The 16,555-nt window shown below is 63.9% G+C and carries 9 protein-coding genes; 5 read left to right on the top strand and 4 right to left on the bottom strand.

The window, feature by feature from the left end; translation table 11 throughout:
- Positions 1 to 13: 13 nt before the first annotated feature.
- Together J8I34_RS11260 and J8I34_RS11255 are read left to right on the top strand one after the other, a co-directional pair.
- On the top strand, positions 14 to 1,765 hold the full coding sequence (locus tag J8I34_RS11260; protein WP_209806066.1) for a diguanylate cyclase: 1,752 nt from the start codon (positions 14 to 16) through the stop codon (positions 1,763 to 1,765).
- A gap of 244 nt (positions 1,766 to 2,009) precedes the next feature.
- Entirely contained in the window at positions 2,010 to 3,149 is a 1,140-nt protein-coding gene (locus J8I34_RS11255; protein WP_209806065.1) for a tyrosine-type recombinase/integrase, read from the top strand.
- Positions 3,150 to 3,707: 558 nt separating this feature from the next.
- Here J8I34_RS11255 and J8I34_RS11250 read toward each other — a convergent pair.
- Genes J8I34_RS11250 through J8I34_RS11240 form a run of 3 tightly spaced genes read right to left on the bottom strand, consistent with a single transcriptional unit; the run spans position 3,708 to position 10,692 of the window.
- Positions 3,708 to 4,643 carry a 5'-nucleotidase gene (locus J8I34_RS11250; protein ID WP_209806064.1) on the bottom strand — a complete coding sequence of 312 codons (936 nt, stop codon included), beginning with the start codon at positions 4,641 to 4,643 and terminating at the stop codon, positions 3,708 to 3,710.
- An 8-nt stretch (positions 4,644 to 4,651) separates the two neighbouring features.
- Positions 4,652 to 8,020: a UvrD-helicase domain-containing protein gene (locus J8I34_RS11245; RefSeq protein ID WP_209806063.1), complete on the bottom strand. Its 3,369-nt coding sequence runs from the start codon at positions 8,018 to 8,020 to the stop codon at positions 4,652 to 4,654.
- An 8-nt stretch (positions 8,021 to 8,028) separates the two neighbouring features.
- Positions 8,029 to 10,692 (bottom strand): PD-(D/E)XK nuclease family protein, encoded by a 2,664-nt coding sequence (locus J8I34_RS11240; protein WP_209806062.1) that lies wholly within the window; start codon positions 10,690 to 10,692, stop codon positions 8,029 to 8,031.
- A 232-nt stretch (positions 10,693 to 10,924) separates the two neighbouring features.
- Here J8I34_RS11240 and J8I34_RS11235 point away from each other — a divergent pair, with 232 nt between their 5' ends.
- On the top strand, positions 10,925 to 11,698 hold the full coding sequence (locus tag J8I34_RS11235) for a hypothetical protein (RefSeq protein ID WP_209806061.1): 774 nt from the start codon (positions 10,925 to 10,927) through the stop codon (positions 11,696 to 11,698).
- 6 nt (positions 11,699 to 11,704) lie between these two features.
- Here J8I34_RS11235 and J8I34_RS11230 read toward each other — a convergent pair whose 3' ends face one another.
- A complete protein-coding gene (locus tag J8I34_RS11230) occupies positions 11,705 to 12,772 on the bottom strand; it encodes a helix-turn-helix transcriptional regulator (protein ID WP_209806060.1) in 1,068 nt (355 codons plus the stop codon).
- Positions 12,773 to 12,984: 212 nt separating this feature from the next.
- On the opposite strand from J8I34_RS11230, the gene J8I34_RS11225 reads away from it, so the two are divergent.
- Together J8I34_RS11225 and J8I34_RS11220 are read left to right on the top strand one after the other, a co-directional pair.
- Positions 12,985 to 14,439 (top strand): DUF262 domain-containing protein, encoded by a 1,455-nt coding sequence (locus tag J8I34_RS11225; RefSeq protein WP_209806059.1) that lies wholly within the window; start codon positions 12,985 to 12,987, stop codon positions 14,437 to 14,439.
- The gene (locus J8I34_RS11220; protein WP_209806058.1) at positions 14,436 to 16,478 is read left to right on the top strand and encodes a DUF262 domain-containing protein; all 2,043 of its coding nucleotides are present in this window, start codon (positions 14,436 to 14,438) and stop codon (positions 16,476 to 16,478) included. Before J8I34_RS11225 ends, J8I34_RS11220 begins: the two co-directional genes overlap by 4 nt.
- The last annotated feature ends 77 nt before the right edge of the window (positions 16,479 to 16,555 follow it).

The raw sequence follows: 16,555 nt of genomic DNA, 5'->3' as shown, positions 1-16,555 counted from the left end.
CCTGGAGTCACTCATGCGCCCCCGCCTTTCCGCACTGCTCGACCGCCTATGGGAGCAGGCAGTGCGTACACCGCAACGCTTCGTGGTGCTGTCCTTTGCCGCTGCTTCCGTGCTGCTGCTGGTCATTTCCGTACACGGCCTGGTAGTGCTGCGCGACCACGAAGTGCAGACCCTGCAGCAAACCCAGCAACTGCAAGTGGCTGGCATCAGCTCGGTGCTGAACGTGGAATCCGAGCGGCTGCGCAGCGTGCGCAATTTCGCCCAGCACCTGATCCGCCTGCAGATGGGCCCGCACGCGGTTGAAGTCGACCCGCCGCTGCAAGCTGCCTACGCGCACCGCAACGATGACCAGTGGCAACTGCCGGCACCTGAAGGCGATGCGGCGCTGCTGGGCGTCGGCCCGCGCCTGCTGGAAGGCATGGACGGCTTTTACCGCCGCGACGAAGACCTGCTCCCCGGCCTGTACGTGGCACGCGGCCTCAGCCAGCTGTTGAGCGCGGAGCCGGTCAACCCACTGGTCACGCGCAAGCTCATGTACGTGTCCACCAACGGCTTCTTTGTTACCTATCCGCCGGTGCCGCCCGCGCGCGCCGCCGCCGTATTGCGACGCGTCAGCAACGCAGGCTTCCTGCGCGAGCACCAGCCACACAACAATCCCGACCGCACCCTGCGCTGGCAGATAGTGCCGGCTGACGATGGCAGCGGCGACATGTACCTGACGCTGAGCCTGCCGGTCTACCTGCACGCGCAGTTCCGCGGCGTGGCAATTTCCGGCATTTCGCAACGCAGCCTGGACGCCTACCTGACCAACACCACGCGCAAGGGCGTGCGCAGCTTCCTGATCGATATCGACGGCCACCTGATCGGCGCCAGCACGCGCAACGTCAATGGTGTCGAAAAGATTGCCTCGGTCGTGCCACCCTCGTCGCGCGCCGCCACGCCCGAGGAGATGTTCAGTCGCGGCGCCGGCACGATACACCTGGCCGACGGCAGCCGCCTGATGTTCCAGCGCATCGGCAACAGCAACCTGATGCTGGTGGACTACTTCTCCGCCACGGACCTGCTGCTGCGCGCCGCCTCGCGCCTGAGCGCGGTGCTGGCGGCCAGCGCGCTGTCGCTGGCGGTGCTGCTGTGGGTCACGCTGCAGGGCTTTCGCAAGCTGTTCTCGCACTACCTCGCCCGCGGCGAAGCGCTGCGCGAACTGGCCGAGACCGACGCGCTGACGGGGCTGGCCAACCGCCGCGTGTTCGAGGCGCGATTTGCCGTCGAGCACAACCGCAGCCTGCGCGAGAAGACGCCGATGTCGATGCTGATGATAGATATCGACCGCTTCAAGCGCATCAACGACAACTGGGGCCACGCCAGCGGCGACCGCGTGCTGAGGAAGCTTGCCGATGTGGCGCGCGCGACCGTGCGGGCCATCGACGTGCCGGCGCGCATTGGCGGCGAGGAATTCGCCGTGCTGCTGCCGCACACCGGCATTGAGGAAGCGGCCCAGGCCGCCGAGCGGCTGCGCGGCATCCTTGGCCAGGCAGTATGCGAGCCGGCCCCCGATGCGGCCCACAAGGGCGAGATTCGATTTACGGTTTCCATCGGCGTATCGGATCTCGGCGCCGACGGCACCGACAACCTCGACACCATGCTGATGGTGGCGGACCGACGTCTCTACGCCGCCAAGAATGCGGGCCGCAACCGGGTAGTCAGCGACGACCGGGTGCCGGAACCGGTGGGCGACAGCGTGCTCGCCCCTGCGCCGACAGCCTGAGCGCAGCGGGAACCACCTGGTTGTTCGTTCTTCTTCGTGGAAATGCGGGAACCCGGATGGGATTGGCGCGCCCGGCTGGGATCGAACCAGCAACCCCTGCCTTCGGAGGGCAGGAAACCAACCCCAACGACATCCAAACCAATCCAATGATGATTCTTATGTCATTGATTTTTAAATATAAAAATGCCAACAAAGCCCAACGCAATCCAGCCTATAATTTCCGTACCCTTTCCGTACGAGAATCATGGCCACATCCATCACCAGCAAAACCGCCCGCGACAAGCTGCCCTCCCGCCGGGAACCCTATTTTGCTCGGGTTCAATCCGGTCTCTACGTCGGGTTCCGTAAGCTCGCCGAGGGCGATGGGACCTGGATTGCTCGCAGACGCAACGAGGCTGGCAAACAGGAGTACAAGGCGCTCGGTACCCTCCCGAACTTCGATGATGCGGTGAAAGCTACGCTCGAATGGTCGAAGGCTGCAGACGCCGGGGTGTCCACCAAGACCACGACCGTCAAGGATGCCTGCGAGCACTATGTCAAGCATCTGGGGCTGCATAAAGGCGCGCCCAGCAAATCGGACGCCGAAGGCCGTTTCAAACGGCTGGTCTACAACGACAAAATCGGCCGCATCGATCTTTCAAAGCTGCGCACTTCACACGTGAAGGAATGGCTCGCCGAGCAAATCACCGAAATCGAGGAGTCCGCCGAGGACGAAGACGACCTCCGGCGTGCCAAGGACTCGGCGAATCGCAACCTCGCGTCGTTGAAAGCAGCCCTGAATCTTGCACTACATGATCGCTTGGTTGCGACCGACGCGGGATGGAAAACGGTCTCGAAGTTCAAAGATGTCGGGCGTCGTAGGCAGTCGTTCCTCCCGACAGAGCAGCGAAGCGCATTGATCGAGGCGTGCGCCGAAGACATCCGGCAACTGGTCAAAGCCATGCTGTTCACCGCAGCTCGTCCAGGCGAACTCGCACGCGCCTGCGTCAAACATTTCGATCGTCAGCAAGGCACGCTTGTCCTTGATGGGAAGACCGGGCATCGCGTCGTTTCGCTGTCGACGACAGCAATTCGCTTCTTCGAGGAGCAGACCAAGGGCAAGATCGTCAACGCACCCGTTTTCTCGACTGAGTACGGGCAGCCTTGGAACAAGGACTCGTGGAAGAAGCCGTTCAAGGACGCGGTCAAAGCAGCTCAGCTTCCTGATTCGGTCGTAATGTACTCGCTTCGCCACACGGCGATCAGCGAAATGATCGCGAGCGGCATCGACAGCTTCGAAGTGGCCCGGATGGCCGGGACGTCGACCGATATGATCGACAAACATTACGGACATCTGCGGCACGACCGGATGCGGGCTAAGCTCGATACGATCGCCATCATCTAGAACAGAAGAGCCGGAACTTGGACGGCAGAGCGTGCCGGCGCTGGACTGATTTCTCCACGACACGAAGGTCTCGCCCGGTTCATCTAACCTTCTAGCGCCCCTCGGGGAATTTCCAGCACATCTATGCCATTTGACGACGGTCCAAATGCGCCAGACGGTCCAAAGAGCCAGTTTCGCATGGTTGGAAGCATGGGAATGCCGCGATTCCGACCTCGCCATAGCGTGGCAAACCGCGCTACGCGCACAACCAGGCAATTGAAGTAGCCGGTCTGCATCATGTGACGCTGCGCAGACCACACAGATCACAATCTGTGCGCGTGAAGCCCGCTTCAGCTGATTGGCGAGCTTGACACTCAAGTCGCCACGCGCGTGATTGTGGCCGGCTTCGGCGAGACGCACGCAACCAGCGGAAGCCCGTTTCGTGGTGCTGCAGAACAGCTGACGCGAATGCCGTGTTGCGCTTGCCGCCTATTGGCAACGCGACTCGCACTGTCCTATGCATCACGCCTGATGAAACGCTCCGCTCCATGCATTCGGAGCAAATTGAAAGGCACCGCACTACGCGGCGTGCCGATTCGCAATGCCGAACGGAATGTGGACCATCGGGATGTTGCCGGCCTCCGAGCGCAGGTGGCCAATCTGGTCGTCGAAGTAAATGTGCGGCCGCAGCACGTCCAAGATGCGCGCCTTCTCCATGCCGCCGAGCAGGAAAGCTTGGTCGGGCGTCACGCCCCAGCTCTTCAGCGTGGTCACCATCCTCTCATGGGCCGGTGCATTGCGGGCCGTAACGATCGCCATGCGGACCATTTTCCTGTATGTGGGATTTTGTGCCAACCGCTCCTCCTCCAGTTGTCGCAGGGCGTCCAATTGCCGGAACAAGTTGGCCAGCAGGCCGGGCTGGTGGGGAATCTCGCGGCGGCTCAGTTCATGCGCCTGGAACTCCCCTACATCGTTGTTCCGCTTGAACACAGACTCTGATTCATCGTCGGCTATGACCCCGTCGAAGTCGAACGCCACGCGCAGCTCACTGTCGAATTCGTCGTCGAACACCATGGACGGCAGCACCAGCCCGGCCGGGTAGTTCGCGTCGATGGCGTCGCGCACGTCGGCCTCGTTGGCCGTCAGGAACAGCGAGGCATTGAATGCCGGGATATAAGGATGCGGTGAGCCGCCCGCCATGAACGCTGCTCGCGAGATGTCGAGACCATAGTGCTCAACGGATCGGAAGATCCTCAGCCCGGTTTCCGGCGAGTTGCGCGACAGCAGCACCACCTCTACCGGCTGCTGTTCCGGGAAGGCCTTGTTGATGCCCAGCAGCCGCTTGATGAACGGAAACGCAACGCCCTTGCCAAATGGGGTGTCAAGTTTGTGTTCCTGGTGCAGCCGGTAGGCCTCCACGCCCTCCCGTCGATATATCTCGTCGGACTCGCTCAGGTCAAACAGCGCGCTGGATGCCACGCCGATGACCAGCTTGTTTTCAATCGGATACGCCATGCCACTCTTCAGTTTATTCTGACTTCCACGATGCGGCCCGATGTCACCATGACGATCAGCCCGCACAACGCCCCGGTCATCGCCAGGTAATGGCCCACCTGTGCGCGATAGTGGTCAATCGTCTCGGGAGCCGGATTGACATCGCTCTTCCAGTCGATCACCACCTGCGGCTTGCCATCGGGGGCAAAGCTGACCGCATCAGCGATGCCCGACAGCACCGATTCCCCAGCTTCGGTGACTGTCGCCGACAATAGCGCGTACTCGGGCACCAGCACCGGCCGGATCGCGGCAATCTCGGGCAAAGCCAACGTGCGGCCCACGCAACCGGCAATCTCGGCCGCCGACACCCCGCGAGCCGGATCGTCGTGGGAAACCAATCCAAGCATGTCGATCAGAACGTCTGCACGCGCCCGCAGGGCATCCGGATCGTCGACGACCTCTCCATTCAGCACCTCTTCGAGCAGCTTGTGGATCAGCAGACCGCGCTCGCGGCCGCCTTGCACCCTCGGCGAACTTGCCACGGCAGCCCCATCGTCGAGGTTCGTCGTCACTGCGGCGGGTTCGGCAGGCGCCAGCAGCGGGCTACCGACCCCTTCGTCACGGCTCGGTGCCAGCCAAGTTAGCTTGTGATGTGCCTGCACGATGCGCGTGGCCTCTTCCTCGAACTGCGCTCGGGTCTGCTGATTACCCGCCTCGACCGGCGCAATGCCGGGTGCCTCGGGCAGTTCCGCGACATCGAGGGCTGGCAGTTGGCGCAGAGGGAAACGCGGCAGGGCCATCCACATATTGTCGCGCACGTCTGCGGCCAAGCGCGGCAGCACCAGCAGGTCCCGCGCCCGAGTGGCCGCCACATACCAGAGCCGGATCCGCTCGCGCCCCACTTCCTCCTGCTCGGCCCGGCGTGCCTTGTCCAGGCCCATCGGCGACAGGCCAAACACCGGACAGTAAATGCAGCCGTTCTGACGATCCACCAGCGTGCTCTCCGCGGCACGGGTCTGTGTCATCGTATTGATCGGCACCACGATCGGCCATTCCAGGCCCTTGGCGGCATGCATCGTGTAGAGCGCCACGGCCTCTTCCTGCGCGTCCGGACGTCCTTCCGGCGCGCGCGATTCGTCGTCCCATGCCTCTGTCATGGCAATCGCCAGCGCCCGCAGGCCGCGCACGGCATAGGCGCTTGCCATGTTCAGGTAGAGATCTACATTGGCCAGTGCCCGTTCGGCCTGTCCGCGATGACGCTGCGTCAGCAACGGGCGCACGCGCATGACGTCCACTGCCTGGGCGAGCAAGTCATGCGGCGTGGTGATATTGGCCCGGCGGCGCAGCGACTGCAGCTTTTGGAGGATATCGCGCGCGTGCGGGTCGACGATGTGCTGCGCGTCGGTGCCAAGGCTGAGGCGGGGGATCGTTTCGGGCGCATCATCCGGCCGTGGCAGCGCTGCGACAATATCGAGCAGCGTCTCCTCGCTCAGCCCCACCAGCGGCCCTCTGAGCAGCGCCCCGAGCGCCAGCGTATCGGCGGGATCGGCCAGTACCCGGGTCAATGCGATCAGGTCCTGGATCTCCTGCCGGCGATAAAGGCCCTTCCCCGCTTGGGTGGCCACCGGCACGCCGCGGCGCTCCAGCGCCTCCTCGTAGCGCCACAGCTCGCTGCCCATGGGCGCGAGCAGGGCGATATCGCCTGGGCGGCACGCGCGCGATGCCCCACTCTTGCGATCCACGAGCCTATGGCTGCCGATCAGGCGCGAGCACAGGTCCGCCACGGCTTCCGCTTCCGCGTCACGCAACTGCTCCGATCCAGCCCCGGCCGCCACCACGTCCAGCGCCACTACGCACGGCGCATCGTCTGCGCCCACGTGAAATGGATCGAGCGCGGTGAAACCGGGTTGCCCGATCTCCGTCGACAGCAGAGCCGCAAAACGCTCGTTCACGTAGTGCAGGATCGGAGCCTGAGAGCGGAAGTTGGTAGAGATTGTCAGGATGCTGCTGGCGTCCTGCGCGGCAAATGCATCCCGCGCCCGCACATAGGCGGCCACATCCGCACCCCGGAAGCGGTAGATGGCCTGCTTCGGGTCTCCAACGAGGAACAGCGCCCCCTCGCGGATCCGGTAGTGACTCCAGTCCGACAGGTCCGAGCCGGCAGGAGGATCGCCACATAACCTCCAGAAGATTTCCGACTGGAGCGGATCCGTATCCTGGAACTCGTCGACAAGCACGTGTGCGTAGCGCGCGGCGAGCGACTGCCGGACCGGCTCGTGGTCGCGCAGCAGGTCTCGCGCGGCGTGGATCAGGTCGTCGAAGTCGAGCAGGCCGGCGTCCCGCTTGTAGGCGCGAAAGCGCTCGGCCACGGGCCCGAGCAGCGCCACTATCTCGGCCAGCACATGAGAGGCCATCTGCTGCGAGAAGTCGTCCCAGGTCACGCAGCAAGCCGTGTAGTACACCGTTGCCTGGTCGCAGAGTCGGTCGGCGTCGGACTTCGACAGACCCGCCAGCTTCGCCGCCGCTTGCCACTTGCCCTTCTTGCGATACGCGGCAAAGCCGCCAGAGGATGTCAGCAACGCATCATCGGCACGCGTGAAGAGCAATGCCGCCAGCACAGCCGGGCCATCCCGGTCGAGCAGCGGCGCCAGCGCCGTGGCCATGCCCTCGAAGCATGCTGAGACGTCGACAGTCTCGGCCTCGGCCGCGTCGCCACACTCGCGCAGGAACGCCGCAAGCGACGCGCTAGCCTGGAGAAACAGCGCGCCCGACGCGGCCAGCGGCTTTGGCCTTCTGGCTGTGGCGTGCCGGTTGTGCCGAAGCAGCCCCAGCACCTTGTGCACGAGCGCAATAGTCTGATCGGGATCGCGCAGCGCCAGTTCGGCCAGCAGATTATCGTCTGCCGCCAGCGCGTCGCGTAGCCAGCCGTCCGCGATCTCCTGGAAGGCCAGATCACCCTGGTCACGATCCATCAGCGTGGCACCGGGGTCGATATTGGCCTCCACCGGATAGGGCTTGATCAGGCGCTGGCAGAAGCCGTGGATCGTCGAGCAGGTCATCTCATCGATGACAGGGTTGGCGGCAGCCAGGTTGGCCTGCCGCGCCGCATCGAGCCCGTTCGGCAGCGCCGCAACCATTTCCGCAGGTGGCTGCGCCGGATTGGCCAACAGCGCGGCCACGAACTCGCGCACGCGGATCAGCAGCTCGCTCGCGGCCAGTTCGGTGAACGTCACGGCGGCAATCCGCTTGGGCGCGACGCCATTGGCCAGCAGCATCACAATGCGGCCAGCCATCACGGCAGTCTTGCCCGATCCCGCGCCGGCCTCCACCAGCAGCGAGCGGTCGTGCGCGGCGATCGCCACGCGGCGGGCTTCATTGTCAGCAAGGGTCATGGTCATGGTGTTTGTCATGCAGCGTCCCAGACCTGGACAGCAGCGCCCAGACGTACAGTGGTGGCCTCGATCTTTCGGCGCAGGTAAGTAGCGGAGGCATTGGCCGGCAGCGCAAAGCGAAGTTCGTCGTAGCTGCCGCCGGCGTCCGTGCCGGCCAGCAACGCCCCCTCCAGCAGGCTATGCTGCGCGATGCGCAGGTAGCCGACCAGATCGGCGAGCGTCTGCTCGGGATCTGTCAGTGGCAAATCCACGCCCGCGCGCGGAAACAGCAGCGAGGCGTAGACCTCGACGTCGTTGCCCAGCAGCGCCTTGACCGCGAACGCGTACAGGCAGCGCTGCAACTCCCTGCCGCCGCGCAGCCGCGCGTCGTCCTCCACGGCGCGGCCCGTCTTGTAATCGGTCACGGCCGCCCGTCGGCCATCGCGCGCGATGTCGATGCGGTCGATATATCCCTTGATGCGGAACCCAGTGCCGGGGATCTCGACGGGCGCCGTGGCATGCCAGGGCACTGCGCGGCTGCCGGGCTTCGGCTCCGCCCCGCCGAACGGCACTTCGCCGTAGGCGCGGGCATCGGCCAGCCGCGCGTCCCGGTGCCGCAGGGCCAGCGATGCCAGCGTGCGCGCCTCGTCGAGCGTGCGGCGCCAGATCACCGCCGGCGGAACAGGCGCTTCCACTTCCCACTGCACTGCCGCCTCCCGAACGGCCGTCGCCACGGCTGCATCAATAGCGGCCGGACTGGCCGCAGCCAGACTCCCTCCGGCTTCCAGCGCGTGTACAGCCCTCTCCAGCACCAGGTGGACCAGGTTTCCGAAGCTCAGGGCGTCGAGCACGATCGGCTCGCTGCCGCTTTGCGGCGCCCGCCAGCCGAACGCGTACTGCCAGACAAAACTGAGCGGGTTGCGCAGCAGCCGGCTCAGCGAGCTGGCCGATTGTGTGCGTGCCAGCGTGGCGGCGACTACCGGATGGTTGGCACGGACCAAGCCGTCGTGCGGTGTAAGCGCCGGCGTGTGCCAGTCGAGCCAGGCCTGCACGGCCGACTGCGCCTGGGGCAACCCGGCAAACTCCGCCGGCCGGGACAGCAGGCGGTCCGTTTCGCTGAATGCGTGCGCCGCCACGCCATTGCGCCGCAGATAATTCTCCTCTGGCAGGCCATGCAGCAGCGGGCTGCGCCCGAGAAGCCGGCCTTCCGCGTCGCGCCGGGCACGCGACAGCACCACTTCGCCCTGCGTGGTGGCAAGAATGATCGCGAAATCGCGACGATCGATGGCGCCAGCGGGCGTGGGATCGAGCTCCGCCGACGGCACGATATGGTCGGAAAGCAGGCGATCCTCGCTCACGCCGCGCGGCCAGCGCGAGGAATTCAGGCCAAGAAGCCGCACGAAACGACGCGGCGCGGCCGACAGCGACGCGGCGGGCATCCATGCCACGCTGGCACAGGCTTCGAGCCCGTCGTTCTGCTTAAGCGTGCCCAGTGTCACATCGATGGCTGCCGGCGGCCCGGCGAGCAATGCCCTCCGCCAGATGGCCAGCGCCCGGCTCTCAAGTAAGGCCTCGCCGGCCTCGTGCGCTGCCTGCACGCCCTGCCCAAGCAGGGACAGCACTTTGGCCAGCGCCGGCCCGTGGTCCTGTTCATCCGGCCAATCCTGCGCCGCCTGCCGGGCCAGCCATCGGCTCCATGCCGCACCAGAAGTCATCGGCGCGTCCGCCGGCAGCATGCGCGTCCAGCCCGACGGCAATCCGCCGAGTAGCCCCTTGCCCCCCGCGCACAGGCGGGCAAGCCGCCGAATGCGCACCTGCGACAGGCCACGTACCAGGATGTCGGCAAGCGCGGCCGCGGTCTGTCCCTCGCGGCTGGCCAGCACCGATACGCCGTGCACGAAGTGGATGTCGAGATTGGCGTCGGCCCGGAGCGACAGAAAATAGTCGTCATAGTCGGCCGGCGACACCGCGGAGATGGCGATGTCTTCGGGCCGCGCGCGTCCGCTGGCCAGCAGCTCTCGTACCCAGCGCATGGCCTCGATGGCCTCATGCTGCGCCGTTGCCGCATTGAACACGCTCACTGCTGGTGCCATGGCCGGCGCAGTCACTACCTGGGAGGCAGGCAGCACCAGCCATTCGGGCACCTGGCGGGGACCGGCCTGCCAGTGCAAGTCGAGCCTCGCGGTCAGTGCCATCAGCAGCGGGCGCCAGCATGGTGCCACGTCGGCCATGCCCACACATTCGATCGCGCCGAACAGCCGCGGCGCCAGTTCAATGCGCTGCATCGCCGCCCGTACCAGGTCGGGCGGGCACAGCATGGCCTTCGGGAGCCTGGCCACGACTGCCGCTTCGAGGCACGCCAGCGACGTCAGCCGCGGATGGTCCGCCGCGCGTGCCTGCAAGTCGATGCCGGCCCGCCAGGCCTTCCGCAATGTGTCGGCAACCGCGCCGGCCATGCCCGGCAGCAGCCTGATCTTGTCGAGTTCGCCCAGTTCGATATCGGGCAGTACGGCCTGCAGAACCGCCAGCAGCGTGTCGTCGTCGAGCGGCTGGATGAACCCGCCTGCCAGCCGTGCCGCCACTTGGTCCATGGCGAGGACCTGCACGCCCTGCCGCCCGTGGCGCGCGGCGTCCAAGCGCAGCGTCTGCGCGGCGAATCGCCCCTGCGTGATGATGGTCTGTCGATGGCCTACTGTCATTGCCTATTTACTCCTGATCGGCACTGCCCAACATTATCGCTAACAACGGCGGCAAGGCCGACATGCTGAACGGCTCCACCCAAAGTGCCATCCCCCCGGACGAGGGATTCCCCCAAGCTTCTTCGCTATGGGGTCTTCGCGATGATCGACATTGAATCGCACCATCTGAGCATGCAATGCGCAGATCGCCGGCAACAATGCGCTCATGTCGTACTCATCAGGAGGACCACGCATGTACGCGATGTCGCATCTCGCCACCGCCTCGGGCAATCACCAGACCACAATCATCCAGCCACGCCGTCAGCAGGTGCTGCTGCGTTACTGGGGGTTTTCCGAGCAAGAGGCCGCTGGGCTGCTGCCTGATCTGCCTGATTTCGGCGGGCGGCTGAAATGGTCGATCGATGCGAAGGCCGCGTCACGACCGGACGTCGTCATTCATCTGGTCGACGCCACGCGCCTGAGCGGCGACTTCGGCGGCGCACGCTGGAATGCAATGGGCCCCGTGGAGGCCATGCAGAAGGCATTCCGCCGCGGCGCCAGCGAGGTAGCGCTGGTCTTGGGCTCGACGCATCATCTGCCCAATCGTCGGCAAGGTTGCTGGATTCTGTCTGGTGCCCGCAGCCTGGTGACCTCCCTCGAGATCCTCGCACGCACGATGATGGAACCCTTGCTGGTTGCGCCGGGGGAACGGCCCTGGAGCATCCATGCATTGGCCGCTACGAACTCCTTGTGCGTGTTGTCGAAGGAAACGGGCCTGGATTGCGACACGCTGGCGCACCGCGTATTGGATGCCGTCCGCACGGCCCTGAACTTCAGCTGTGTTAGCCCCGCCCGCGTGGTGGTTGCAGCAGCAGCTCATGTCATGGACGACGTGGTCTCGCTCAATCCACTCATGCGTGAACGCATGCGGATGTTCCGGCGCCTGCCGTCCGCGCTCGACTTGTCGGCGGAAGTCCTCGTGGCCTACCCATGGCCGACGGAGCTGGCGGACCTCGCTGGCGCTTGACTTAGCTCAGGCCACATCCACCGCGTTCGCTTCGTAGCGACCGATGGCCTGCCGCAGGCCTTCCGCGATCTCGTCTCGCAACGTGGCCGGCGACAATACTTCGACTCGCGCGCTGCGCTCCATCAGCAGGTTGCGCAGCGCGATGGACAGCGTGACCGTGGCCTTGAGCCGGAAGCCGCCAGGCTCGTCGATGATTTTCTGATCGGACGCCAGCCATTGCTCCCGGAACAGGTGACGATACCCGTCCTCCTCACGTACGCGAAGCTCGAGTTGGATCTGCCCTTCAGGCATAAACGAGAACGACTGGTCGTCTCGGACGTATGCGTCTAGGTCGAAATCGGGATCGGGCACGCCGGGCGTGTCCGTGCAGGCCGCCGAGGCAAAACGGTCAAGCCGCAACTGGTAGATCTTGAAGGAGCCATCACGGCGCTGGCGACTGGCAACCAGATAAAGGACGGGACCACGCTCCACCAGACCGAGCGGCACCACCTGATAGGAGTCTGGCGCGTCGGTATCGAGCCGCGAGTTCTGGTAGGCCACGTCGAGCACCCGCGACGTGTAGAGCGCCTTGCGAATGGCATTCAGGATGTCACTACGGATTGGTGGGGACACCAACGGGTAGCCGGCATGAACTCGCACGGTCTTGTTAGCCCATGCACGCGCATCGCCCAGCGAAGGGTCGGTGGGGCTTTCGCTCAGCACCCGCTCGGCGCCAGCAAAGTAAGCTTCCAACCCCTGGATGACATGGCCAGGCAGATGGTTAGGGGCGTGGCGTCGCAACGTAAGCAACGCGATGGCCAACTCCAGCGGTGGACGACGCGCCAGCTCCGATGGCGCCTGCTTTCCAGTCCGCCACCAGACCCTGTCGCGAGAGGTACCCTGCTTGCCGACCAGGCCCTCGATCTCCAGGTTCTCGAGCGCTCGCTGGATCGTATGACGGCTGGGTGGGTTCAGAGGAAAACGGGCGCGAACGGCCGCAATAATCTGTCCGGAGGCAACCGGCTCTCCGGGCGCCGTCGGCATGCAGGCCAGGATATCTGATTCCAGACGTGGCCAGTTCTTCGAAGTCGACATACTGATTCGCCAATGGCTTGACGCGTAATTGAGACCCAATCGTAACGGAAAGGAATGATGCGAGAAACACCGTGCAGGCCCCTACTCATGAGGGATGCAGTGCATGGACCCACCGTCGATAAGCGTGATAGAAACCTCGAAATGGGCCAAGCCACTTCAAATCGATCCCGTATCTGGATAAGGCGCAGCCGTCTGGCGAGAATGCGCCCACCATGCCTGACCGTGACGCGTCCGGCGTCTTCGAACACATCTTCATGACCACACCTTCCTCCTCTGCGCTTGAGGTCGCAAGCGTATCGCTATTGCAATTGTTTGCTGGCCCGCCCATGGACGGCAGCCCGCGCGGTCGGTTGCGCCTGCCCGAGTACCAGCGACCGTACCGCTGGACCAGCGAACAGGTGGCCCAACTCGCCGCCGATCTGAGCCACCATCATGAGCAGCCACGCGGCCACGACTACTACCTTGGCAGCTTGATCTTGCACCAAGGAGGCGACGGCTGGCTCAACATCATCGATGGACAGCAGCGGCTAACGAGCATCGGCATTCTGTGTGTGCTCGCAGGCGAAACAACTTTGCCAGATCTCTGCTACCGTGCGCCGGAAAGCATGCGCCGCATCCGGGACAACCTTGCCGTGCTGCGGCGGGCAAGCCTGCGGCCGCTACTGGATCTGGCCAGCATCAACGTCACGCTGGTAATCACGCGCAGCGAAGATGACGCTTATCGCTTCTTCGAAACGCAGAACAGCGGCGGCGTGCGATTGTCGGGCATCGACATCGCCAAGGCCCATCACCTACGCGCGGTGGATGAGACGCTGCAGAACCGCTACGCCCGCCAGTGGGAAGGACTCGGTGACCTCGAGCCGGTGGTGGAATGCGTGATGCGCGCGCGCCATTGGCAAAGCCTGTACTGGCGGGAGCTGGCCAGCAAGCAACGACGGCCCCGCGACTGGCGAGACCAGGTGGTGCAGGAACTGGCCACCGCCACAGGAGACGACGGCACAGACCGTGCCTACCAGCTGGCCCTGCACGACCGCGTGGAGCAAGACTGGCAACCGGCACCCATGCCGTGGCACTACGACATGCGTCAGCCATTGCAGGCCGGCGCGAACAGTATTCGCTATCTCGAGCAGTTCCAAACCTTGCTGCACCGGTACTGCCCCGACAGCGATGGCAAGAACCTCCATGACAGGTGGTCCGGGCTTTACGTGAAACTGGTCGCCCAATCCAAAGCGTCGTCCTTTCTGCGCAAGCTGTTCGATACGGCGCTGGTGCTCTACGTCGGCCGCTTTGGTGATAGCAGGGTCGAGGAAGCAGGTCTATGGCTGTTCCGCGCCGTATATTCCCTGCGGCTGAGCAACGAAAAGGCTGTGCGCGAGCGCTCGGTACAACGGTTCGCTCACCTCCATCCGCTGCTGGACTGGCTCGCTTACAGCTACACGCACTCGCAAGTGATTGCCCGCCTGCGCGCATTCGAGTATGCGATACGCCCCGAAAACCTCGAAAGCGACAACGGCACGAAACGCCGCCACGTGCAAGCGGTATGCAGTGCCCTGAACTTCGAACTGCCCCACGAGAAGCCATCAGCGGAGATGATCGTCGAACACTTCGACAACGCCCTGCGCCGCGCCATCGAACAACGCTTTGCCCAACTGGAGTGCCATCCATGAACCGCGTCATTTCCCAGACCGAAACCATCGAAGCGCTGTGCACGGGAAAGATTGCGCTCAACATCCCGAGCTACCAGCGCCCATACGTCTGGCCCGCTGAGGACGTGGTCAAACTGCTGGACGACGTTGCCACGGCATGTGCGGACGAACAGCCGCGCTACTACATCGGCACGCTGATCAGTGCGCGTAGCCGTATCGCCGTCGATGACGCGGCATGCAGCCACGAACTCATCGATGGCCAGCAGCGCATCACCACGCTCACCTTGCTCGCGCTGGCCATCCGCGAACACCTGCCCGACCATGATCTGGCCCGGATGACGCGATTGGGCGTGCAGCCCAGGCTAACCTTCATGATCCGCGAGCACGCGCAAGCGTTCCTGGCACGAGAGGCCGAGCTGGCGACCGATATTCGGCTTGACGATGTGGCGCTAAAGTCACCATATTTGCTTCATCTGCAACAAGGACTCAAGGCCGCGCGGCAGCGGCTCCTACAGTTGACCAGCGCGGAAGTTGGTCTGGAAGGGCTTGCCGACTACCTGTACAGGAAGGTCGTATGGGTCAACAACATCGTGCCTTCTGCGATGAACCTGAACCGGTTGTTCGCCCGAATCAATACTGGAGGACTCCAGCTCGAGCAAAGCGACATCCTCAAGGCTCAACTGCTACGTGAGATCCGTCACGACAAGCAGCGCTACGACGCCATCTGGCAAGCCTGCGAGGACTTGAACAACTACTTCGAGCGCAACGTGCGCCAACTCTTCCCGCTGGCGGACTGGCAGAGCCTGGGCTATGACGACCTGTCGCAATTCGACGCCGAACGCTTTCGACAGGTGGGATATGACAACGCGGAAACCGATGGCCTGACACTCGCCCAATTGGCGGCGGATTTCGGCCAAGGCGTGGCGGCCTGTCAGGCGCCTCCGTCCGCAGTCGGCAATCATCGCTCTGACAGAGACAAGACCGACGAAGGCGAGGACGGCGAAGACAGTGGAGACGTCGACGCAGGACACTGCCGTTCCATCATCGGCTTTCCACTACTACTGATGCACACCTATCGCATCTTCCGCGCCGAGCGGAACGAACCCGATATCACCTGCCGACTCCATTCGGCTCGATTTGGCGAATGTTTCCACGACTTCGTCCAGACCGTGACCGAGGCCGATGCCATCGCCTTCATCGAATGCCTGTGGCGGGTGCGCTACCAGTTCGATCGCTGGGTCGCAAAATGGGTGCGACGCGAGAGCAACGACGCCGAGCACCTTTTCCTGGGCAGCGTGACGGCAACCATGAGCAAGGGCAGGAAACGACTGAACCGTTGGTTTCCCGAATTGACACCGGATCTGGTGCAACTTCAGGCGGTGCGCCATTTCACGGGCGAGCGTACCGCACAGTACTGGCTCAGCCCGTTCCTGGCCACGATGATGAATCGGATGCAGGATATTGACGGTCGGCCATTGAATGCACAGGGGGCAATGGCGACTGCCCTGCAAGATCTGGAGCGGATCGACAACGTGCTCTCGATGGCGCAGGACACACAGAAGGAAGCCAGCTTCGAGCTGCTGTGCGGGCGCTCCCCTGCGTGCAATGACTTTGGCAGAACCGATGCCCATCTGCGCGAGCCCTTTGGCACCGGCTTCGAGCACTACTGGTTCCAGAAACTTGAATACGTATTGTGGAAGCGCCGTGCCGAGTTTCCTGAGCTCACACAGGATCGTTGGCGCGCATTCCGCATCAGCTCGAAGAACTCGGTGGAGCACGTCCATCCACAGCAGCACGAGCATCGTCACGAGCAGCTCGAACCCCGTGTCCTGGACAGTTTCGGCAACCTTGCTCTGTTAAGCCCGGGCGAAAACTCTTCATACAGCAACCAGAATCCGGGAAAGAAGCTCATCGACTTCGACGCCAAAGCTGTTTATGACTCCCTGAAGCTGGCGCACGTTTTCGCGTGGATGAAACGGGAGGGTTGGAACGCAACATCCATCCGGAATCATCTGGATCGCATGCTGCAACTACTGCGCCAGCATTATGAGCGGGCGTAACGCCAGGGATGTGCGGGACATTGGGGCCGACGCGGTAGCAAGGCAGCCAAGCGAGATCAATCCTGCCAGACATCTGC

The sequence above is a fragment of the Cupriavidus phytohabitans genome, assembly GCF_017815025.1.
GTDB lineage: Bacteria > Pseudomonadota > Gammaproteobacteria > Burkholderiales > Burkholderiaceae > Cupriavidus.
The sequence above is the reverse complement of the archived record's forward strand: the minus strand, read 5'-3'. Positions and strand labels throughout refer to the sequence as shown.